The sequence below is a fragment of the Pseudomonas sp. NPDC087615 genome (assembly GCF_044743445.1).
Classification (GTDB): domain Bacteria; phylum Pseudomonadota; class Gammaproteobacteria; order Pseudomonadales; family Pseudomonadaceae; genus Aquipseudomonas; species Aquipseudomonas baetica_A.
Map to the genome: position 1 here is coordinate 1 of NZ_JBIUWM010000021.1, position 21265 is coordinate 21265.

Genomic DNA, 21265 nt, shown 5'->3' on the forward strand with positions numbered 1-21265 from the left:
ATGAAAACTAAAAGTGGTGCTGCTAATCGGTTTCTGAAAACTGCTCACGGTATCAAGCACAAGCACGCTTTCAAGAGCCACATCCTGACTAAAATGTCGACCAAGCGTAAGCGTCAACTGCGCGGTAGCAGCTTGCTGCATCCGTCGGACGTCGCAAAAGTCGAGCGCATGCTGCGCCTTCGTTAATTTTAGTCAAGAATAGAGGAAGTAACTCATGGCTCGTGTAAAGCGTGGCGTCATGGCGCGTAAGCGCCACAAGAAGATTCTGAAACTTGCTAAAGGCTACTACGGTGCACGTTCGCGCGTATTCCGTGTTGCCAAGCAAGCGGTTATCAAGGCTGGCCAATACGCCTACCGTGACCGTCGTCAGAAAAAACGTCAGTTCCGCGCTCTGTGGATCGCTCGTATCAATGCTGGTGCTCGTGTTAACGGTCTGTCCTACAGCCGTCTCAACGCTGGCCTGAAAAAAGCGTCCATCGAGATCGACCGTAAGGTTCTGGCTGATCTGGCAGTGAACGAAAAAGCGGTGTTTGCTGCGATTGTCGAGAAAGCTAAAGCCACCTTGGCTTAAGTACCCCCGACAATCACCCTGCCTCACTTTCGTGGGGCCAGGTGGTAAACGTCTTAAATAGGGGAAGAGCCTTCAAGCTCTTCCCCTATTTTGTATCTGGAGTCTGTACATGGAAAACCTGGATGCGCTGGTCTCTCAAGCACTAGAGGCTGTGCAAAGCGCTGAAGATATCAATGCCCTGGAGCAAATCCGGGTTCAATACCTTGTCAAAAAGGGCGAGATGACTCATGTGATGAAGACACTGGGGAATATGCAGGCAGAAGAGCGTCCGCAAGTCGGCGCCCTGATCAACGTTGCCAAGGAACGTGTCACAGGCGTTCTCAATGCGCGCATGGCTCTGTTTGAAGAAGCTGAACTGGCTGCCAAACTGTCTGCCGAATCCATTGACGTGACGTTGCCGGGTCGCGGTCAGACCTCTGGTGGTCTGCATCCGGTTACTCGGACTCTGGAGCGTGTCGAACAGTTCTTCACGCGTATCGGCTACGGTATCGCCGAAGGCCCTGAAGTCGAAGACGACTATCACAACTTTGAAGCGCTCAACATCCCAGGCCATCACCCGGCCCGGTCGATGCACGACACTTTCTATTTCAACGCCAACATGTTGTTGCGCACCCATACCTCGCCGGTACAGGTCCGCACCATGGAATCGAAGCAGCCTCCGATCCGCATCGTCTGCCCAGGCCGTGTGTACCGTAGCGACTCCGATATCACCCACTCGCCGATGTTCCACCAGGTCGAAGGCCTGCTGGTTGATCGCGATATCAATTTTGCCGATCTCAAAGGCACGATCGAAGAGTTCCTGCGGGTCTTCTTCGAGAAGGAACTGGCCGTACGTTTCCGTCCTTCCTATTTCCCGTTCACCGAGCCGTCCGCTGAAGTCGACATGGAATGTGTGATGTGCAGCGGTAAAGGTTGCCGTGTCTGCAAGCAGACGGGCTGGCTGGAAGTGATGGGCTGCGGCATGGTTCACCCGAACGTGCTGCGCATGTCCGGTATTGATCCAGAGGAGTTCTCCGGCTTTGCCTTCGGCATGGGCGTGGAGCGTCTGGCCATGCTCCGTTACGGCGTGAACGACTTGCGTCTGTTCTTCGACAACGACTTGCGGTTCCTCGCGCAATTTCGCTAGTCGTAACGAATTCTTAGGAGAGCAGGATGAAATTCAGTGAACAATGGCTGCGTGGCTGGGTTAGCCCGCAGGTAAATCGCGACGAGTTGGTTGCTCGTCTATCGATGGCCGGTCTTGAGGTCGATAGCGTGACCCCGGCCGCCGGTGTATTCAGTGGCGTGGTAGTGGGCGAGGTGCTGAGTACCGAGCAGCACCCTGATGCCGACAAACTGCGTGTGTGCCAGGTCAGCAATGGCGCGGAAACCTTCCAGGTCGTGTGCGGAGCGCCAAATGTGCGCCCGGGCTTGAAGATTCCGTTCGCGATGATCGGTGCAGAACTGCCGGGCGATTTCAAAATCAAGAAGGCCAAGCTGCGCGGCGTTGAGTCCAACGGCATGCTGTGTTCGCAAGCCGAATTGCAAATCGGTGAAGGCAACGATGGTCTGATGGAGTTGCCGGCCGATGCGCCGGTGGGCGAAGACTTCCGCGTGTATCTGGACCTGGAAGACGCCAGCATCGAGGTCGACCTGACCCCCAACCGCGGTGACTGCCTGTCGCTGGCCGGTCTGGCCCGTGAAGTCGGCGCGCTGTATGCGGCTCCGGTCACCCGTCCGGTGGTCATGGCCATTCCTGCCGTGCACGACGAAGTGCGTTCGGTAGAAGTGCTGGCACCAGCCGCGTGCCCGCGTTACTTGGGTCGTGTCATCCGCAACGTTGACCTGTCCAAGCCAACCCCGCTGTGGATGGTTGAGCGTCTGCGTCGCGCTGATGTGCGTAGCATTGATGCTGCCGTCGACATCACCAACTACGTGATGCTCGAACTGGGCCAGCCGCTGCACGCCTTCGATCTCGCCGAAATCAATGGCGGCATCCGCGTGCGCATGGCTGAAGAAGGCGAGAAGCTGGTTTTGCTGGACGGTCAGGAAGTCAGCCTGCGCAGCGATACGCTGGTGATTGCCGACCATACCCGTGCCCTGGCGATTGCCGGTGTGATGGGTGGCGAGCACAGCGGTGTATCCGCGACCACTCGAGATGTGTTCCTTGAGAGTGCGTTCTTTGACCAGATCGCTGTCGCGGGCAAGGCCCGCTCGTACGGTCTGCACACCGATGCTTCGCACCGCTACGAGCGCGGTGTTGACTGGCAACTGGCCCGTGAAGCCATGGAGCGCGCCACTGGCCTGCTGCTGGAAATCACTGGTGGCGAAGCCGGCCCGATCATCGAGACCGTGAGCGAGCAGCACTTGCCGTCGATCGCCCCGATCACTCTGCGTGCGCAGCGCATCACCCAAATGCTGGGCATGGAAATGGATTCGGCACAGGTCGAGCGTCTGCTCAGCGGCCTGGGCCTGAGTATTTCCGCCGACGGAGCAGGGCAGTGGCGCGTTGAAGTGCCAAGCCATCGCTTCGATATCAGCCTGGAGGTCGACCTGATCGAAGAGCTGGCTCGTTTGTATGGATACAACCGTCTGCCGGTTCGTTACCCGCAAGCGCGTCTGGCGCCCCAAGCCAAGGCCGAAGCGCGGAGCGATCTGCCTGAATTGCGCCGTCTGCTGGTGGCTCGTGGTTATCAGGAAGCGATCACCTACAGTTTCATCGATCCGAAGCAGTTCGAACTGTTTAATCCGGGCGTCGAGCCGCTGTTGCTGGCCAATCCGATCTCCAACGATATGGCCGCCATGCGTTCGTCGTTGTGGCCCGGTCTGGTCAAGGCGTTGCAGCACAACCTGAACCGTCAGCAAGACCGCGTGCGCCTGTTCGAAAGTGGCCTGCGCTTTGTCGGCCAACTTGAAGGCCTGAAGCAAGAGCCGATGCTGTCCGGTGTTGTCTGCGGCAGCCGTCTGCCGGAAGGCTGGGCGCAAGGTCGCGATACTGTCGACTTCTTCGACGTCAAGGCTGATGTTGAAGCAGTGCTGGGCTTCGCCGGTGCTCTGGATTCGTTCACTTTCGCTCCGGGTAAACATCCGGCGCTGCACCCGGGTCAGACCGCGCGCATCGAGCGGGAAGGGCGTGAAGTCGGCTTCATCGGCGCAATCCACCCCGAATTGTCGAAAGCCCTCGGTCTCGACCGGCCAGTCTTCGTTTTCGAACTGGTTCTGGCTGAAGTGGCGCTCGGTAAAATGCCGAAATTCCACGAGTTGTCGCGCTTTCCTGAGGTGCGTCGTGACCTTGCACTGATTGCGCACAAAGACGTCGCGGCCTCGGCCGTATTGGACGTAATACGTGAAAATGCAGGCGAATGGCTCACAGATCTCAGGCTGTTTGACGTGTATCAGGGTAAAGGTATTGATCCTGATAGAAAAAGCCTTGCAGTTGGCTTGACCTGGCAGCATCCATCGCGCACTCTTAATGACGATGAGGTGAATTCGACGACGCAAAATATCCTCACCTCGCTCGAACAAAGGTTGAACGCCACGTTAAGGAAGTGACGTATGGGGGCTTTGACGAAAGCTGAGATGGCGGAACGTCTGTATGAAGAGTTGGGCCTGAACAAGCGGGAAGCCAAGGAATTGGTAGAACTGTTTTTCGAGGAAATCAGGCACGCTCTTGAAGACAACGAGCAGGTCAAGTTGTCCGGTTTCGGCAACTTTGACCTTCGGGACAAGCGCCAGCGGCCTGGCCGCAACCCGAAAACGGGGGAAGAAATCCCGATCACGGCTCGCCGTGTGGTCACCTTTCGTCCAGGGCAGAAGTTGAAGGCCCGAGTTGAGGCTTATGCTGGAACCAAGTCATAACGACGAACTTCCCGTTATCCCGGGCAAACGTTACTTCACCATAGGTGAAGTCAGCGAGCTGTGTGCTGTAAAGCCACACGTGCTGCGTTACTGGGAGCAGGAGTTTCCTCAACTCAACCCTGTCAAACGCCGCGGAAATCGCCGGTATTATCAGCGCCAGGATGTGCTGATGATCCGGCAGATTCGTGCGCTCCTTTACGATCAGGGTTTCACCATCGGCGGCGCACGCTTGCGGCTGTCCGGCGATGAAGCCAAAGATGACACCACCCAATACAAACAGATGATCCGGCAGATGATTGCGGAGCTCGAAGATGTGTTAGTTGTACTCAAGAAATAAAAAGCAGCGTTTGAATACTTCCAGTTTTCAAACGCTTGCGATATATTCTTGATCGCTCTTCGAGGCGAAGAGCGAGTTACAAAACCAGTCGGGGCGTAGCGCAGTCCGGTAGCGCACTAGCATGGGGTGCTAGGGGTCGAGTGTTCGAATCACTCCGTCCCGACCATATTTTTCAATGACTTAGGCCAATGTTCACAGCATTGGCCTTTTTCATGCGTGTGATATTTGCGTGGCATCTCCATTTTCGACGATGGTCTCGACAGAATCAGACTCGAGCAGCGGGATGTTGAGGAAGAAAAATCTCGTTCTACGTCTTTAGCTTCAGCATGACTGTTCAAGAGGTGTAAGCATGCAGCTTCTAATAGGGGCATGGCGGCAACTGCAGGCGCGCGTTCAGCAACGAGCAGCGCTGTAGGCGCGGTGGTGTATCCCGGGCAATATCTGCTCTATCTATGTATAAGCGGTATCATCACCTTATTCAGCAATATGAGTACCGCATCTAAAGAAGCGACGGTTCCTACCACCTCGCTCTTTACCCGGATTCGCTTTGTTATCAGAAGGAGAAAAAAAGATGAAACGGATTTTTTTGATCGGGCTGTTCGCGGCATTACTTGCCGGTTGTGGTGATCCAAAACTGGACGCAACCACCGAAGGATCCTTGCAGGAGTCGTCTAAAAAAGTTGCTGAAAATCTGTCCCCTGACGAGAAGAAACAGTTTGCGGCAGACCTGGTGCTGATTGCCTTGAGCAATTTGAGTCTCGGAAATACATCGCTGGTCGGGGTACAGCAGAACAATAGTTTAAGTCTCGACGGAAAGACGGCTGCTGACGTGAATGCGATGGCGACGACTATTCGCGCAGCGACCGAGCAGAAGAAAAAAGAGCAGGCGTTGTTGGAAATCAAGGAGCTGAAGTCCAAGGCTGCTTCTGCCGAGATTGCAAAAAGCGAGCTGGCGAAGTTCGCCGTATCGAGATCCAGACTTCTGGAGCAGCAGGCTGACAAGTACTCGAAGATTGCTCAGCCGGTTATCGAGTTGACGGTGCAGAACGGCACTTCGCATCCAATCTCACGGGCGTACTTCAAGGGCTCCATTGCCAGTCCTGAACGAGCCGTTCCATGGTTTGTCGACGCGTTCAATTATGAAATCAGCGGTGGCTTGGAGTCTGGTGAAGGCGCGACCTGGCAACTCTTGCCCAACAAGTTCGGCAAGTGGGGCAAGATTGAAGCGCCGGCAGGAGCCATTTTCACCGTTGAGGTCTACCGGCTTGATGGCCCGGATGGCAAGGCGCTTTTTGATGCTGGTGGTCTGAGTGAGAGTGAACAGGCGCGACTGGACGCCCTGCAAAATCAGTATGGTCCCGCTTGATAGCCTGACTTGCATAAACCCGCTGCGGCGGGTTTTTTCTGTCTATTGATCCGCATAACGCTTCAGGTTCTCTTACCTGAGGTCTTTTGCGCGTTATCGATGCAAAGCGAGTAATAAGTTTTCTGAAATTCAGCGATCAAGTCCTGTTGCATCTTAACGTTCGGCTGCCGCGGAAAGTCGTAGGCTTTTCCGATCAATCCCTTGTACAAATTGCCCACATATTCGCTTTCTTTTCCCGCAGTGTCGGCCATCTCTAACACGGTTGTGAGGGGCACGCCTTCTTGTCTGGCCTTCATGATTGCTCTGGCCGAGTTTTCTACGCGTTGGCACTCTTCCAAAAGCTCATTTGGCAAATTGGCGCTATTAACCGCAAGGCTGGTGAACATTACCGTTGCTGCTATAAAAACTCGTTTGATCATGACGCGCCATCCCTGATTTTGAGCATGAACTTTATCATTCATAGCTCAGCGCCACTATCTGATGCGGATGGTCAATTTAAAGGTCAGGGAAAGTTCACCGCCCGGACTTGATCGCTGATGCTTTGCCCCCGAGGTTTTTCAGGAGCCAGCCCCTCATGGTGCGACCCGACGCCAAAGTCGAAAAGGTATACCTCTACCCAAGCCCTTAGACTTTCGAAAATCCATCGATGGCCTGGCCGTTCTGGTCGAGTTAGCTATTAAAGTCGGGGTGTTCGAGCTTGGGGTAAACAAGCAACCCGACTGGGAGACGATCGAACGAGCCTACCGGGTTGGTCTGCTTTCCCTGCGCGCCTTTGCTGCTTACCATTTACCTTCGTAGCTGGCACGGTCTCGCTGCCTTTTTGCGCTCTTTGACTTCAGATCGTTGAACATCTTCTCGATATTTGCGTCGATGATTTCCCGTCCTGCCCTGTCGCCAAGGCCAATCGGTGAAATCTGCGGTCCCGCCACTGGCGTTAGACTGGGGTTGTTGCGCCAGCGATGTATTGGCCCGCTGCTGGATACGATTTATATCGCCGCTTTTAAAGCCTTTCCGAGAAAATCATCGTTTGGTTCTGCGCCACCACCTAATGCTGGGCCATTGAATGCAGGACTCCTCCGGTGTTCTGGACCGCAAGGAAATATCTTCTACACGGCTCAGGTATTAACACCCGGCAAACTGTGCGTCTGCCGGGAGTGAAAAGCGTTTAAGGCATCAAGACAGAGTCGACAACGTGGATCACGCCGTTTGACTGCATCACGTCCGCGATGCTGATACTTGCTTTACCGCCTTTGGCATCTGCCACCCAAAGCTTACCGTCGTGAAGCTTGAGGTTCAGCGATTCACCTTGAACTGTTTTCAACACAACGTCGCCGCCGTTCTTTTTGGCGTCGGCCATCAGTTGTGCAGATGTGTGAGTGCCGGGCACAACGTGGTAGGTCAGGATTTTAGTCAGGTCGGCTTTGTGTTCAGGCTTGACCAGAGTATCGACGGTGCCTGCTGGCAGCTTGGCAAAGGCTTCGTTTGTCGGAGCGAATACGGTGAAGGGGCCTTTGCTGTTGAGCGTATCAACCAGCCCTGCAGCCTTGACTGCTGCTACGAGAGTCGTGTGGTCCTTCGAGTTGACCGCATTTTCTACGATGGTTTTGTTTGGGTACATCGCTGCGCCTCCGACCATCACAGAGTCGGCGGCAAAGCTGAGCGTTGCAGTTACGCAGAGGATAGCGAAGCAGGCTGCCGCAGCAATTTTTTTGTAAAAGGCATGCATGATGTATCTCCTTGGCTCTTATGCCCTCCGAGTGAGGGTATTGAATCTACGAGCCAACGATCAAAGTGGATGCACCGGTTCATAAAATAATTTTCTGAGTGCTGTGCTTGCTTGCTCAGCTTTCTGATTATTGCCGCAGTACGCTGGACGATCTTCTATAAGTGACGTGAGGGCCCGGCCCTTCGCCGGGCTTGTTTAAATACAGTTCAGCGCGTATCCACCTCTTTTATGATCTCGGTGGATGATCTGTCTCTGCGCCTCCGAACTCTGGTAATGAGCGCATGTACCGGATGGAGGATGGCGGTAAGCACGCTAAGCAGCATGATGATGAAGATGATGATCAGCGGGACGCTTTCATGCGAGAACATGGTGGTTTACTCCTGTAGTCACTATGTCGGAACCCGCAGACTAGACGCATAGAACCCTGTTTTCGATGAACGTATATTCATCCTCAGACGCTCGAGCTGTGCTACGGCAGTGCTGTGCGCAGTCGTCGACCAAACGTGTGCTTTAGGTCACGAATCCTTATGGATGCATACCCAGGGTGAGCGGGGCGAAGGTTTTCCTCTGGCCGCACTCATTGCTCCATTGGTTGCCGTTGTGTCCGTCGCTTTCCATCAGGAGTGTGGAAAGAAACACCCCGATAGGGTTCTCTCGCTGGACCAATTCATATCGTTACATACGCATATGCCTGAAAAGCTGGCGAATCATGTCCCCGAAGTCGCTACAGAACTGAAGTACAAAAGTGAAGTAGAGACGGCGGTCATGAAAATAAAGACAGAGGCCGACCAAGACTTGTTGGAAGTGTTATGTGATAGCTATTACCGAGAAGTGACCCAGCGGTAATAGCGCGCGCTCGCAGAGAGGCTCGGGCGGTTTTCGTCAGGCTGACGTGGCACCGTCCTGTGAAATGCTGAGGCAGTAGGATTCGGTTTTCACACATCCTGCTCATGCTCCATGCAATGAATGCATCCCGGGCCTGGCGAATCGCTGGGTACTGGTAACGTTCGCCCGGCGAGTTCCAGTTGAAAATCAATCTCGGCGTCAACCCAACTTGCGAACTCGGCCGCTGCGTAATGAAACGCGCGCTCTAGCTCTTTCATATCCGGCGCGTCGTCTGATGCATCCAGCCAAGCCTTTTTGGCAATACGGTAATCCTCCAGGACCGACAAAGTATCCTCATCAAGTCTGATAGCCACCGGGGCCGATAGGATCTTGCGGGGGGCGGTCCATTTCATGGTGGTTTTACCTTTACCAAGAGCACACCGAACAAAGGGAAGACGAGGCGCCGGCGACAGCCTTGCAAGCGCCATTTGTCCATCCCCGAGAACTGCACGCATCAACGATGGCCAGATGGCTATGTTGCAAAGGCCGAAAAGCTATAGCAGCTCTCAGAGACAGGGTTAAAACGCACAGGCCTCTCCTGCGAAGTTACGACATGTGCGGCTGCGATCCAGCCTCAAACGGCCATCCCCAGTGAGCCGAGTCGGGTTCCACAAGCTGATGAAAATGTTCCGAAATCGACTCTACCAACCCGGCATCACTAAGCAGGTCCAGCCCTGGATAGGGCCTGCCGTTGTAGTCCCCGGTATGTGTCAGCACTTTCTCGACACTGCCACTTTCCTCGTAAAGCTTCCTTATCCCAAGGCACTCCTGTTCCTTACTGTCGGTCGAGCGCAGGGCGTAATGAATGGCCAATGCGGCACCGAACTCCAGGGCGGGCGTTTCGATTCCGTGTTTTCTGGCTAGATCGATGCTGCTCAGAATGCGCTCGTTGCGTTGCAATTTGCGCAGGGGATCGCGGCCTACGCGTGCGCAAGGGTCCTTGAAGGAAGTCTTGCAGCGCTCCAAAAAGGTCTGAGCAAACGCGGCGACCGCCTCGTTCATCTGCGCATTGTCTGCCAACAAGGCGGGAGCAACCTCCTGGCGGATCAGCCGCTCGGCCAAAGCGCTTACACGCGAGTCCCCCATGCCTTGGCCCACCCACGAATATCCCAGCAGGCTGGCATACCAGGCAATAATCGCGTGAGGACCGTTCCAAAGACGATTCTTGATGACCTGGATCTGGGCAATGTCATCTACGGTTTTCACTTGGCGCAGTCGCTCCAGCAGATCGCTGCCGCGTTCCACATACAGAGGCATATCCGGCTCGCTATTGAACAGGATCAAATGCATCTGGTTAAGTGCGCTGCTGGACTGGGCGAACGGGCGAAAGCGACCAATCAGCCGTTCGTATTCAGGTACCGGAGTGGCAAGCTTGGGTACCATGCTCGGTTCCTCGTCCATGCTGTTCTGGAACATTTGCGACTTGATTCGCAGTTGTCGCAGCAGGGCATCTTTGCTGATCTTGGAGACGATTCGGCTGACAACGGTTTCGGCAAAGTGGGTCTTGTTCAGGATCTGCTGGCAGATTTCCACAGAGCACAGCAGCGCCAATTCCGCTTCGACGTGTCGGCGAACGAAGGCGGCGCCACCCACTTTGTTCAACACGATCAAAATGGTTAGTTCGCGGCCGCGGCGTTCAAAGCGTCGCAGCAGTCCCTTGGCGATCACCCCAGCTTGTTTGCGGATGGCTTGCTCAGGCAGGCTGAGACCAACGATTTCAGCGACGTCATACATGTCGATCACCGCTTCGGCGTCGTCCATATCGATCATTCTGAGGTTTTCGATGGTCTGGTCGAAGGACGTGGCACCGTAACGCACGCTGAACCGACCGAAGGCGTCGACCGTCTCGCGCAGCATCCGCGAGCGGGTCGCGGCAATGATTTCACAGGGCCGGGTGTAGCCGTCCCAGTGGGAGAACACTTGCGTCAAGTAGCCACCACCGATCGCACCGAAACCATGAATACCCACGCGGAACTGGTTCAGCGCCTGGGGGAAAGGCTCGCTCAGTTCAGGTGTGCCCAAGTGGGGAATGCACTCGCTGATGTCTGCGAGAAACTCGTGCATGCTGCCATAAGCCTTGAGCGCGCCGGCTTTGACCTCAGTGGCAGGTGGTTTGATGTCTTCGATCAGGATCGGTTGCCCTTCGGCACGGATCGCCGACAGCAGGCCGTTTTCAGAGTCTTCGACCATGAAACAACTGCCAGGCGCGCAATTGAGGGCACTGGCTGCGCGCAAGAAAATCTCGGGATGGGGCTTGCCTTGGCTGACTTCATCGCCACACACGGTAATGTCGAAGTACTTGAGCACGTTCGCATTGATCAGGTATTCCTCGGCGATGGCTCGGCGGCTTGAGGTGGCGACTGCCATGGTCAAGCCGCATTTGCGCAACCGCTCCAGCACCTCCAGCAAGCCCGCTTTGATGGGGACGCCGTGATCACGCACGTACTCCAGTTCCAGCTCATCGGCCCGCTGGCGGATCTGCGCGTAGGGGAAATCTTCACCGTTGTGCGCCTTCGCGAGCGCTTCGGCCTTCTTCGCGCTCAGGCCCAGTGAGCCGATCAAGGTTTCCTCGCTGAGCGGCTTGCCGAAAATTTCTTTGGACGCTTGTTTGAGGGTTCTGAAGCGCAGGCGCTCAGTGTCAAACATGGTGCCATCCATATCGAAGATGGCGCTGAGTATTCTCTTCCCCTGGAAAAAAATCATTGGCTGATGCTCCTTGTAACGTGGGAACGCTCACAACCGGTCAACCTCGTGTAGGAGGCGGTGCGGCAGCATTCTGTCGTGACCCGAAGTTGACGCCGTTTGAGGCTGGATGCCGACCGGTCTGTGTTTCACTCAAGTGAGTGATGAATTCAGATAGAAAAAGCCAGGCGAGCAGAACTCACCGTGACGAACCACAACGTGGTGGCGCCGGTTCAGTGACTATCGATCAGAAGGGCAGGCGGAGGGACGTAACGATGGCGCCGATAGGCGTAGCTGCCAGACAATCGAGTTGGCATGCAGTGTGAAGCGGAGTGTGTGGAGCGCTGAATAACGGACCCTGTGGCTACATTCAAGTAGTGTTTGACGTAAGGCCCACAGTGCGCAATCAGGGATGCATACGGTGGGCCGGACTGGCGATTGATGTGTGTGACTCCATGCATACGGCTTGATAACTTCCTACGAATTGGCTAGTCGTTTTTTAGCAATAGCATGTAGGAGACGCCTAAATCAAGGACGCTGGCCGTGCAGTCGGAACATCAATTGAGTTTGCAGTGAACGGTTTGGCCATCTATTCAGACTGCTTGCGTTTGTCGATGGAACTGGGAGATCACGCGCTTTCGCTCGGCTTGCAGTGAGGTTTCATGATGTTTTAACGATAAGTTTTATTTTTTTTGAAACGTATAAACCCCCAGACCACAAGGCCTGGCGCCATGCCCCTTGGACAGGTTGGCGCATCCCGTTGCAGCTCAAGCGGTTGCGCTGAAACGTTTCGAGTGCGATAAAAAAAAGGGAAACGACACGAGAATTGTAAAAAAGATGATTTTCGAACGCGTATTCACTCTTCAAAATCCGCTCCCCTCAGCGGAAATTCTTGCCGTTCAACCTCATAGAGGCCATTTCATTCGGTATCGCCAACGTCGTGCTGTAACAAAGGACCGGACCCATGAGAAATCCATCCACTGCGAACGCTCAACTCGCCGAGAAAACCAGTATCCCTTACCCCGGGAGCTTCGTCGGCCTGACTGACGTGATCTCTGCGCTGCAAACCGGCCTGTATGCGCTGAGGGCGCTGATGACAAAATCTCTGCACGATCCAGCGCCCGGCATGCGTCCTGCTTCCACCTTTGTCCGCATCAGACCTCGCCGACATTGACCCAGCGCTGTTCCCGCGCCGCCATTCGAATGGCTGTCGCCAGTCGCTCGACTTCCAGGGCTTGTTCGAAATCAGTGCCGGCTTGTCCTTGGCCGGCCAGGGCCATGATCAGCTCATGAACCTCCAGCGTCTTCAACTCGTTGTAACCCAACTGATGCCCCGGCGCCGGACTGAACGCTGCGTAACCGGGCAGGTTCGGCCCGGCCAGTAAACGCTGGAAACCGTCCTGGCCTGCACGGCACAGGCGTAATTCATTCAAGCGCTCCTGGTCGAACGTCAGGGTCCCGTGTGTGCCACTGATCTCGAAGCTCAGATGATTCTTGTAGCCATGCTTGAGCCAACTGCTGCTAAAGGTTCCACGCGCGCCGCTGACGAAGCGCAGCAATGCATGCGTCTGATCGTCGACGGCAATTGTGCGTTGTTGCTGACTACCGGCGGTGGTGGGGCGCTGGCGGTGCACGGTCTGGGAGTCGGCGCAGACCGCTTCGACATTGCCCATCAGGTAGCGCGCCATGCCCAGCAAGTGGCTACCCAGATCCGCTAATGCGCCACCGGCATGTTCGGCTTCACAGCGCCATGACCAGGGGGACGCGGGATCGGCCATGAAGTCTTCGCTGAATTCGCCTTGAAAACTGATGATCTCGCCCAGTTTGCCGCTCTGAATCAACTCCCGGGCCAGCCCGATGATCGGGTTGTGCTGGTAGTTGTAGCCGACACGGGTGACGACGCCGGCATCCTTGGCCGCCAGGTGCATGGCATTGGCTTGTTCAAGGTTAACCGCCAGCGGTTTTTCGCAGTACACAGCCTTGCCAGCGGCAATAGCGGACATGGCCATCGGGTAGTGCAGGTGGTTGGGCGTGGTGATGGCGATCAGGTTTACTTTGGGATCGTCGATTAATGGCTGCCAATCGCCATAGGCCTGCTCAAAGCCCCAGGCAGTGGCGCATGCTTGCGCACGAACGTGATCGGCGTCCGCCAGGGCGGCCAGGCGAAGTGTGAAGGGCAGTTCGAAGGCCGCACTGACGTTGCGAAAGGCCAAGGCATGGGCGCGGCCCATGAAACCTGTGCCGATCAGTCCGATTCCGAGTTCGCGCATGGCAGGATCCTCTAAATTCTTGTTTTCAGAGAATCAGCTTATAGAATAATTATTCTTTATTGGCAATTAATGGAATAAATATTTACAGGTGAGTGCGCAGGCGCTGCCAGCGATGGGGTAGGGAGGGCGTTACGTGCGCAGCCGTAACGCCACGTCTCGATCAGTCTTCGAACCCGACCTGCTCGTGAATATCATCGACCTTCAACTCCAGTCGATACGCCACGGCGATAAACAGCGCCTGGCACAGGCACAGGGTCGCACTCAATGAGCGGAACGCAAATGAACTGCCTTCGTTGACCAGCAGCAGGGTGTTGGCGCGCTTGGCCAAGGGCGAGAGATTGCTGTCGGTGATGATCAGGGTTTTCGCCTGTTGATGCTGGGCGATACGCAGGCAATGCTGAGTTTCCTTGCCGTATGGCGTGAAGCTGATAGCGATCACCAGGTCATTGGCGCGCACGCTGCGCATTTGCTCGCGGTAGCTGCCGCCGAGCCCCGAGACCAGGTGGATTCGTTTGTTGGTGTGTTGCAGGTTGTAGACCAGGTAATCGGCTACCGCGAACGAACGGCGCACGCCGACCACGTAGATGTTGTCCGCATTCACCACCATGTCCACGGCCTTGTCGAAGGCCTGGTCATCGAGCTCCAGTCCCAGTCGTTCGATGCCCGACAGGGTTGCGTTGATGCACTCGCGCGCCAGGTCGCCGCCGCTGGCTTTCTGCGATTTGTTGGCGATCATGCTGCGAATACGCTGCTGGTAGTTCTGCACCGGCGTGGTTTTGTGGGTATACGCCTCGCGGAACAACGCCTGCATTTCGCTGAAGCCGCTGAAGCCGAAACGCTGGGAAAACCGCACGATGGCCGACGGGTGCACTTCGCACTCGCGGGCAATGTCGCTGATGCGGTCGACCATGATCCGGTCGCTTTGCTGGCTCATGTAACTGGCGATGCGTTTGAGCTGGCGCGGAAGGCTGTCGTATTCATTGGTGATCAGCTGCAGCAGACGCTCGGCATTGATCGGGGGGCTGGTGAGATCGCTCTCGGGCGTGCTCTCGGTCGTAGCCGGCTGATCGGTGCGGGACATAGGGAATCCTTCAGGCTGTTCTTATAGGGACGATTTTTCACTTCGTCCCCTGGCAATAGGTTTGCAGTGCGCAGTCTACAGGGTAGGCAAGAACAAAATCTTGAGCTTGCAGTCGTGCGAAGCGTGCTGAAACGATGCACGGTCTCTGGAACGCTTGTACCGGAGCCTGTTAGAAAAAATATTCCACGTAAAAATTATTTGGAATAATTATTGATTGTTCGGTCCCGGTCGTTTTAGTCTGCATCCACCAAGAGTGTTCGGCGCGGTCATCGTCCTGAGCACAGGCTGATAAAAATAACAGGAGCCAGCATGGGCCAGACTCGTTTTGCCAGTGGACGTCAGTTGGATCTGATTTGCCTGGGGCGCCTTGGCGTCGACCTCTATGCGCAGCAAGTCGGCGCGCGGTTGGAAGATGTTTCAAGTTTCGCCAAATACCTCGGCGGATCGTCCGCCAACATCGCTTTCGGTACGGCTCGATTGGGCCTCAAGTCGGCGATGCTGAGCCGGGTAGGAGACGACCATATGGGCCGCTTCCTGGTGGAATCCCTGGCCCGCGAAGGTTGTGACGTCAGTGGCATCAAAGTCGATCCGGAGCGCCTGACCGCCATGGTCCTGCTGGGCCTCAAGGATCGCGAAACCTTTCCATTGGTCTTCTACCGCGAAAACTGCGCCGACATGGCGTTGCGGGCTGAAGACATCAGCGAAGCCTTCATCGCTTCCAGCAAAGCCTTGCTGATTACCGGCACCCACTTCTCCACCGATGGCGTCTACAAGGCGAGCATCCAGGCGCTGGATCATGCCGAGAAACACAACGTCAAACGGGTGCTGGACATCGACTATCGCCCAGTGCTCTGGGGGCTGGCCGGCAAGGCTGACGGGGAAACACGCTTCGTCGCCGATCAGAGCGTCAGTCAGCACGTGCAAAAAATCCTCCCGCGTTTTGACCTGATCGTCGGCACTGAAGAGGAGTTTCTGATGGCTGGCGGCTCCGAGGATTTGCTCACGGCGTTACGCAATGTCCGCCGGCTGAGCGCTGCAACGTTGGTGGTCAAACTCGGCCCGCAAGGTTGCACGGTGATTCATGGCGTGATCCCGGTTCGTCTCGAAGACGGCGCCATTTATCCAGGCGTGCGAGTGGAGGTGCTCAATGTGTTGGGTGCCGGCGACGCCTTTATGTCGGGCTTGCTCAGTGGTTGGCTGGAGGATGCGAGCGACGAGCGCTGCTGTCAGTTGGCCAATGCCTGTGGTGGTCTCGTGGTTTCACGCCACGCTTGCGCCCCGGCCATGCCGACCCGCGCCGAACTCGAATATCTGTTTAACAGCCCGGTGCCGATTACCCGGCCGGATCAGGATGGGGTGTTGCAACGCCTGCATCAGGTCAGCGTGCCGCGCAAACAATGGAAGCAACTGTTCATTTTTGCTTTCGACCATCGCGGGCAATTGGTGGAACTGGCGCACAAGGGCGGTCGCGACCTGAGCGCGATTGGCGAACTCAAGCAACTCTTTATCAAAGCCGTGGAGCGGGTCGAAGCTGATTTGCACAAGCAAGGTATCGAGGCCGATGTCGGGTTGCTGGCCGATCAACGCTTTGGCCAGGACTCGCTGAACGCTGCCACTGGCCGTGGCTGGTGGGTAGCGCGACCGGTGGAAGTGCAAGGTTCGCGTCCATTGGCTTTCGAGCATGGTCGCTCCATTGGCAGCAACCTGATCGCCTGGCCGCAGGAGCAAATCATCAAGTGCCTGGTGCAATTCCACCCCGACGACGAGCCGTTGCTGCGACTGGAACAGGAAGCGCAGATCAAGGGTTTGTATCAGGCATCCCAGGTCAGCGGTCATGAACTGCTGCTGGAAATCATCCCACCCACTGATCATCCCTCGCCCCATCCAGACGTGTTGTATCGCGCCCTCAAACGGCTCTACAACCTGGGTATTTATCCGGCCTGGTGGAAAATCGAAGCGCAGAGCGCCGAGGAGTGGAAGCAACTCGACGAACTGATTCAGGCGCGTGATCCGTATTGCCGAGGCGTGGTGTTGCTGGGGCTGAATGCGCCGACAGCAGCCCTGGCCAAAGGGTTTCAACAGGCCAGCCAGAGCCAGACTTGCCGTGGTTTCGCCGTGGGCCGGACGATTTTCCAAGAGCCGAGCCGCGCGTGGATGGCGGGTGAAATCGACGATGAAGCGCTGATCCGCCAGGTGCAGGACACGTTTGTCGAACTGATCGATGCCTGGCGCACGGCCCGAAGCTGATCATTTTCAATGTGTGAACACTGAACCTGTGGGAGCGAGCTTGCTCGCGATAGCGGTCTGACAGTTACATCTATGTTGAATGTGCTGCCCTCATCGCGAGCAAGCTCGCTCCCACAGGGTTTTGTGTCGCTCTTACTGGTTAGGTAAAACAATAAAAGGTGCAGCCATGCCCGCTATTCGAATTGGCATCAACCCGATCTCCTGGAGCAACGACGACTTGCCGTCCCTCGGTGGCGAGACGCCGCTGAGCACCGCATTGAGCGAAGGCAAGGAAATTGGCTACGAAGGTTTCGAACTCAACGGCAAGTTTCCCAAAGACGCCAAGGGTGTCGGCGATGTACTGCGTCCCTACGACCTGGCGTTGGTGTCCGGCTGGTATTCCAGTCGTCTGGCCCGCCGTTCGGTGGCCGAAGAAATCGACGCCATCGGCAGCCATGTCGAACTGTTGGCGAAAAACGGCGCCAAGGTGCTGGTGTACGGTGAAGTCGCCGACTCCATTCAAGGCCAACGCATCCCGCTGGTTGAACGCCCGCGTTTTCACACCGAACACGCCTGGCAGGAATACGCCGACAAGCTCACGGAACTGGCACGTTTCACCCTGTCCCAAGGCGTTCGCCTGGCCTATCACCATCACATGGGCGCTTACGTTGAATCCCCGGCCGACATCGACAAGTTGATGGCGCTGACCGGCAGTGAAGTCGGTTTGCTGTTCGATTCGGGCCATTGCTACATGGGGGGCGGCGAACCCCTGAAGGTGCTGGGCAAACACATCGAACGCATCTGCCATGTGCATTTCAAGGACGTGCGCAAACCGGTGGTGCAACTGGCGCGCAACAACCTGTGGAGTTTCCCGGACTGCATCATCAACGGCACGTTCACGGTGCCCGGTGATGGCGATATCAACTTCGGCGCCTTGCTCGACGTACTGCTGGCCGCCGATTACCACGGCTGGCTGGTGGTCGAAGCCGAACAGGACCCTGCGGTGGCGCCGAGTTATGTCTACGCCAAAAAAGGCTACGACACCCTGCGCACGCTGCTCGACGAGAGGACTGCATGATGAGCCTGCTGGTCAAAAGCAATGCCCGTGGCCGGACCATGGTCGAGCTGGGTAAAGATGAGTTGGAGTATGTCGGTTTCGCCGCGTACCGCTTGAGTCTGGGCGAGACCCTGCCAGTGTCTGCCGGTGATAAAGAACTGTGCCTGGTGCTGCTCAGCGGCCGGGTCAGCATCAAGGGCGAAGCGCCGGGGCAGGGCGCGTTCGACTGGGACAACCTCGGCGATCGTCAGTCGGTGTTCGAAGACAAATCCCCGTTCGCCGCGTATTTGCCACCCGGCAGTCAGGCGCAAGTGGTCGCGCTCAGCGAAGCACAAATCGCGGTATGCGCCGCCCCCGGTTCCGCGAGCAGCGGCCTCGGCCCACGGCTGATCAAACCCGACACCATGAAGCGCAGCGTGCGCGGTAAAGGCGCCAATACCCGTTATGTCTGCGACATTCTGCCGGACACCGAACCGGCCCATTCGCTGCTGGTGGTGGAAGTGCGTACGCCGTCGGGTCACTCGTCCAGCTACCCGCCGCACAAGCACGACACCGACGATTTGCCGCACCAGAGTTTTCTTGAAGAAACCTATTACCACCAGATCAACCCGCCCCAGGGCTTCGTGTTCCAGCGGGTCTACACCGACGATCGCAGCATCGATCAGGCCATGGCCGTGGAAAACAGCGACCTTGTTGTCGTGCCCAAGGGTTATCACCCGGTGAGTGTGCCGTACGGCTACGAGTCGTATTACCTGAATGTGATGGCCGGCCCGAAACGCGTCTGGCAGTTCCATAACGATCCGCAGCACCGTTGGCTGCTTGATCTGTGAACTGAAAAGCCCGAATTCCAACTTCTGCATGGAGAACACGATCAATGAGCGACGCCCCGGTCATCGGCCATTACATCCACGGTCAAGTGCAAGACAGCAACAGTGAGCGCTTCAGCAACGTTTTCAACCCGGCCACCGGCAGCGTCCAGGCGCGCGTCGGGCTGGCCAGCCAGAAAACCATAGACGAAGCCGTTGCCTCGGCCCTGAAAGCCTTCCCGGCCTGGTCCGAACAATCGTCCCTGCGCCGTTCGCGGGTGATGTTCAAGTTCAAGGAGCTGCTCGACCAGCATCACGATGAACTGGCAGAAATCATCAGCCGCGAACACGGCAAAGTGTTTTCGGACGCCAAAGGCGAAGTCACCCGGGGTATTGAGATCGTCGAGTACGCCTGTGGAGCGCCGACCCTGCTGAAAACAGATTTCAGCGACAACATCGGCGGCGGCATCGATAACTGGAACCTGCGTCAGCCGCTGGGCGTGTGTGCCGGCGTCACGCCATTCAACTTCCCGGTGATGGTGCCGCTGTGGATGATCCCGCTGGCGCTGATCACCGGTAACTGCTTCATCCTCAAACCGTCCGAGCGTGATCCGTCCGCCAGCGTGCTGATGGCCCGACTGTTGAGCGAAGCCGGTTTGCCGGACGGCGTGTTCAACGTGGTCCAAGGCGACAAGACGGCGGTGGACGCGTTGCTGCAACACCCGGACATCGAGGCGATTTCCTTTGTCGGCTCGACGCCGATTGCCGAGTACATCCACCAGCAAGCCACCGCCCGGGGCAAGCGTGTGCAGGCACTGGGCGGGGCGAAAAATCACATGATCGTCATGCCCGACGCAGACTTGGATCAAGCGGCAGATGCCCTGATCGGCGCGGCGTACGGCTCGGCCGGCGAGCGCTGCATGGCGATTTCGATTGCCGTGGCGGTGGGCGATGTCGGCGACCCACTGATTGCCAAACTGCTGCCGCGTATCGATCAGTTGAAAGTCGGCAACGGCCTGAAGGGCGACAGCGACATGGGACCGTTGGTCACCGCCGAGCACAAGGCCAAAGTCGAAGGTTTTATCGACGAAGGCGTAACTCAGGGCGCACGACTGATCGTCGACGGCCGAAACTTCAAGGTACCGGGCGCCGAGAACGGTTTCTTCGTCGGCGCGACGCTGTTCGACAACGTCACGACGGAAATGAGCATCTACCAACAGGAAATTTTCGGCCCGGTGCTGGGCATCGTGCGGGTGCCGGATTTCGCCAGCGCCGTCGCGTTGATCAACGCCCACGAATTCGGCAACGGCGTGTCCTGTTTCACCCGCGACGGTGGCATTGCCCGAGCCTTCGCCCGCACCATCAAGGTCGGCATGGTCGGCATCAATGTGCCGATTCCAGTGCCAATGGCCTGGCATTCTTTCGGCGGCTGGAAACGCTCGCTGTTCGGCGATCACCATGCTTACGGCGAAGAAGGCATTCGCTTCTACAGTCGCTACAAAAGCGTGATGCAGCGCTGGCCCGACAGTATCGCCAAGGGCCCGGAATTCAGCATGCCAACGGCCAATTAATTCACCTGTGCGGAGAACAACAATAATGAGCAAACCCCTGCGTTTCGCCCTGAACCGTATGGTCGCCCCACGCTTGTCCCTGCCGGCGTTCATCGACTTGGCGGTGGCCCTCAAGGCCGACGCCATCGAACTTCGCAACGACCTTAAAGGCGTCGAGATCGAAGACGGCACCGCCCCCGAGCGCGTCCGTGAGTTATGCACCGCCAAAGGCATTACCGTGCTGTCGATCAACGCGCTGTATCCGTTTGATGTGTGGAATGACGAGCGCCGTGCACAGGCCTTGAAGCTGGCTGCTTATGCCCGTGATTGCGGCGCTCAAGGGTTGGTCATGTGTCCGCTCAACGACCGTGCTGACCCGCGCAATGAGGCTGCACGTGCTTCAGGTTTGCGCACGGCGTTGACTGAACTGGCGCCGATCCTGCGCGAACACGGCATCCTCGGTTTCATTGAACCGCTGGGTTTCGAAGAGTGCTCGCTGCGTCGCAAGCGTACGGCGGTGGACGCGATCAAGGCCATCGGCGGGCTGGATGTGTTTCGTCTGGTGCACGACACCTTTCACCATTACTTGGCCGGCGAACATGAATTCTTTCCCGAGCTGACCGGACTGGTGCACATCTCCGGTGTCGAGGATGCAGAGGCGCCGTTGGCGACCATTCGCGACGGCCACCGGGTGCTGGTGGGCGAGGGCGACATCCTTGGCAACGCGGCGCAAATCGACACCTTGCTCAGCAGTGGTTACAGCGGCTACCTGTCGTTCGAACCTTTTGCCGACAGCGTCCATGGTCTGGCGGATATCCAGCAGGCAATCGGCGCGAGCATGAGCCACCTGCAAAAATCTCAAGGCTAATGA

At 56.8% G+C, this 21265-nt stretch carries 19 protein-coding genes and 1 tRNA gene; 14 read left to right on the forward strand and 6 right to left on the reverse strand.

Annotated features, from left to right (window positions below):
• From rpmI to ACIOU6_RS12600, 8 genes are all read left to right on the forward strand, one after another.
• Window positions 1–186 (forward strand): 50S ribosomal protein L35 (gene rpmI / locus ACIOU6_RS12565; RefSeq protein WP_401136611.1); only part of this gene is annotated, 186 nt, incomplete at its 5' end.
• 28 nt (window positions 187–214) lie between these two features.
• Window positions 215–571 carry a 50S ribosomal protein L20 gene (gene rplT / locus ACIOU6_RS12570; RefSeq protein WP_401136614.1) on the forward strand — a complete coding sequence of 119 codons (357 nt, stop codon included), beginning with the start codon at window positions 215–217 and terminating at the stop codon, window positions 569–571.
• A gap of 109 nt (window positions 572–680) precedes the next feature.
• Window positions 681–1697 (forward strand): phenylalanine--tRNA ligase subunit alpha, encoded by a 1017-nt coding sequence (gene pheS / locus ACIOU6_RS12575; RefSeq protein ID WP_401136617.1) that lies wholly within the window; start codon window positions 681–683, stop codon window positions 1695–1697.
• Between the two features lie 26 nt (window positions 1698–1723).
• The gene (gene pheT / locus ACIOU6_RS12580; RefSeq protein ID WP_221733337.1) at window positions 1724–4102 is read left to right on the forward strand and encodes a phenylalanine--tRNA ligase subunit beta; all 2379 of its coding nucleotides are present in this window, start codon (window positions 1724–1726) and stop codon (window positions 4100–4102) included.
• Between the two features lie 3 nt (window positions 4103–4105).
• Window positions 4106–4408: an integration host factor subunit alpha gene (ihfA, locus tag ACIOU6_RS12585; protein WP_002553164.1), complete on the forward strand. Its 303-nt coding sequence runs from the start codon at window positions 4106–4108 to the stop codon at window positions 4406–4408.
• Window positions 4389–4745, forward strand: coding sequence for a MerR family transcriptional regulator (locus ACIOU6_RS12590; RefSeq protein ID WP_003179985.1), 357 nt, complete (start codon window positions 4389–4391; stop codon window positions 4743–4745). Before ihfA ends, ACIOU6_RS12590 begins: the two co-directional genes overlap by 20 nt.
• An 89-nt stretch (window positions 4746–4834) precedes the next feature.
• A tRNA-Pro gene (locus tag ACIOU6_RS12595) sits at window positions 4835–4911 on the forward strand.
• Window positions 4912–5316: 405 nt separating this feature from the next.
• Window positions 5317–6111, forward strand: a complete 795-nt coding sequence (locus ACIOU6_RS12600; RefSeq protein ID WP_401136620.1) for a DUF6694 family lipoprotein — start codon at window positions 5317–5319, stop codon at window positions 6109–6111.
• A gap of 62 nt (window positions 6112–6173) precedes the next feature.
• Here ACIOU6_RS12600 and ACIOU6_RS12605 read toward each other — a convergent pair whose 3' ends face one another.
• Both ACIOU6_RS12605 and ACIOU6_RS12610 read right to left on the reverse strand, forming a co-directional pair.
• On the reverse strand, window positions 6174–6572 hold the full coding sequence (locus ACIOU6_RS12605; RefSeq protein WP_401136622.1) for a hypothetical protein: 399 nt from the start codon (window positions 6570–6572) through the stop codon (window positions 6174–6176).
• A gap of 704 nt (window positions 6573–7276) precedes the next feature.
• A complete protein-coding gene (locus ACIOU6_RS12610) occupies window positions 7277–7837 on the reverse strand; it encodes a fasciclin domain-containing protein (protein WP_221729511.1) in 561 nt (186 codons plus the stop codon).
• A 531-nt stretch (window positions 7838–8368) separates the two neighbouring features.
• Between ACIOU6_RS12610 and ACIOU6_RS12615 the strand changes: the two genes are divergently transcribed.
• Entirely contained in the window at window positions 8369–8683 is a 315-nt protein-coding gene (locus ACIOU6_RS12615; RefSeq protein ID WP_401136740.1) for a hypothetical protein, read from the forward strand.
• Between the two features lie 89 nt (window positions 8684–8772).
• Here ACIOU6_RS12615 and ACIOU6_RS12620 read toward each other — a convergent pair whose 3' ends face one another.
• From ACIOU6_RS12620 to ACIOU6_RS12635, 4 genes are all read right to left on the reverse strand, one after another.
• Window positions 8773–9075 carry a hypothetical protein gene (locus ACIOU6_RS12620; protein ID WP_221729513.1) on the reverse strand — a complete coding sequence of 101 codons (303 nt, stop codon included), beginning with the start codon at window positions 9073–9075 and terminating at the stop codon, window positions 8773–8775.
• A gap of 193 nt (window positions 9076–9268) precedes the next feature.
• Window positions 9269–11425, reverse strand: a complete 2157-nt coding sequence (mtlD, locus tag ACIOU6_RS12625; protein ID WP_401136626.1) for a bifunctional mannitol-1-phosphate dehydrogenase/phosphatase — start codon at window positions 11423–11425, stop codon at window positions 9269–9271.
• A 1133-nt stretch (window positions 11426–12558) separates the two neighbouring features.
• On the reverse strand, window positions 12559–13674 hold the full coding sequence (locus ACIOU6_RS12630; RefSeq protein ID WP_401136628.1) for a Gfo/Idh/MocA family protein: 1116 nt from the start codon (window positions 13672–13674) through the stop codon (window positions 12559–12561).
• Window positions 13675–13834: 160 nt separating this feature from the next.
• Window positions 13835–14755 (reverse strand): MurR/RpiR family transcriptional regulator, encoded by a 921-nt coding sequence (locus ACIOU6_RS12635; protein ID WP_221729517.1) that lies wholly within the window; start codon window positions 14753–14755, stop codon window positions 13835–13837.
• Window positions 14756–15064: 309 nt separating this feature from the next.
• On the opposite strand from ACIOU6_RS12635, the gene iolC reads away from it, so the two are divergent.
• The 5 genes from iolC to ACIOU6_RS12660 all read left to right on the forward strand — a co-directional run bounded on the left by iolC (window position 15065) and on the right by ACIOU6_RS12660 (window position 21262).
• Window positions 15065–17002, forward strand: a complete 1938-nt coding sequence (iolC, locus tag ACIOU6_RS12640) for a 5-dehydro-2-deoxygluconokinase (RefSeq protein ID WP_401136631.1) — start codon at window positions 15065–15067, stop codon at window positions 17000–17002.
• A gap of 166 nt (window positions 17003–17168) precedes the next feature.
• Window positions 17169–18059: a myo-inosose-2 dehydratase gene (iolE, locus tag ACIOU6_RS12645; RefSeq protein WP_221729519.1), complete on the forward strand. Its 891-nt coding sequence runs from the start codon at window positions 17169–17171 to the stop codon at window positions 18057–18059.
• Window positions 18059–18868 carry a 5-deoxy-glucuronate isomerase gene (gene iolB / locus ACIOU6_RS12650; protein WP_401136634.1) on the forward strand — a complete coding sequence of 270 codons (810 nt, stop codon included), beginning with the start codon at window positions 18059–18061 and terminating at the stop codon, window positions 18866–18868. The genes iolE and iolB overlap by 1 nt, the downstream gene beginning before the upstream one ends.
• A gap of 44 nt (window positions 18869–18912) precedes the next feature.
• The gene (locus ACIOU6_RS12655) at window positions 18913–20415 is read left to right on the forward strand and encodes a CoA-acylating methylmalonate-semialdehyde dehydrogenase (RefSeq protein WP_221729521.1); all 1503 of its coding nucleotides are present in this window, start codon (window positions 18913–18915) and stop codon (window positions 20413–20415) included.
• A 25-nt stretch (window positions 20416–20440) separates the two neighbouring features.
• Entirely contained in the window at window positions 20441–21262 is an 822-nt protein-coding gene (locus tag ACIOU6_RS12660; protein ID WP_401136637.1) for a TIM barrel protein, read from the forward strand.
• Window positions 21263–21265: the final 3 nt, after the last annotated feature.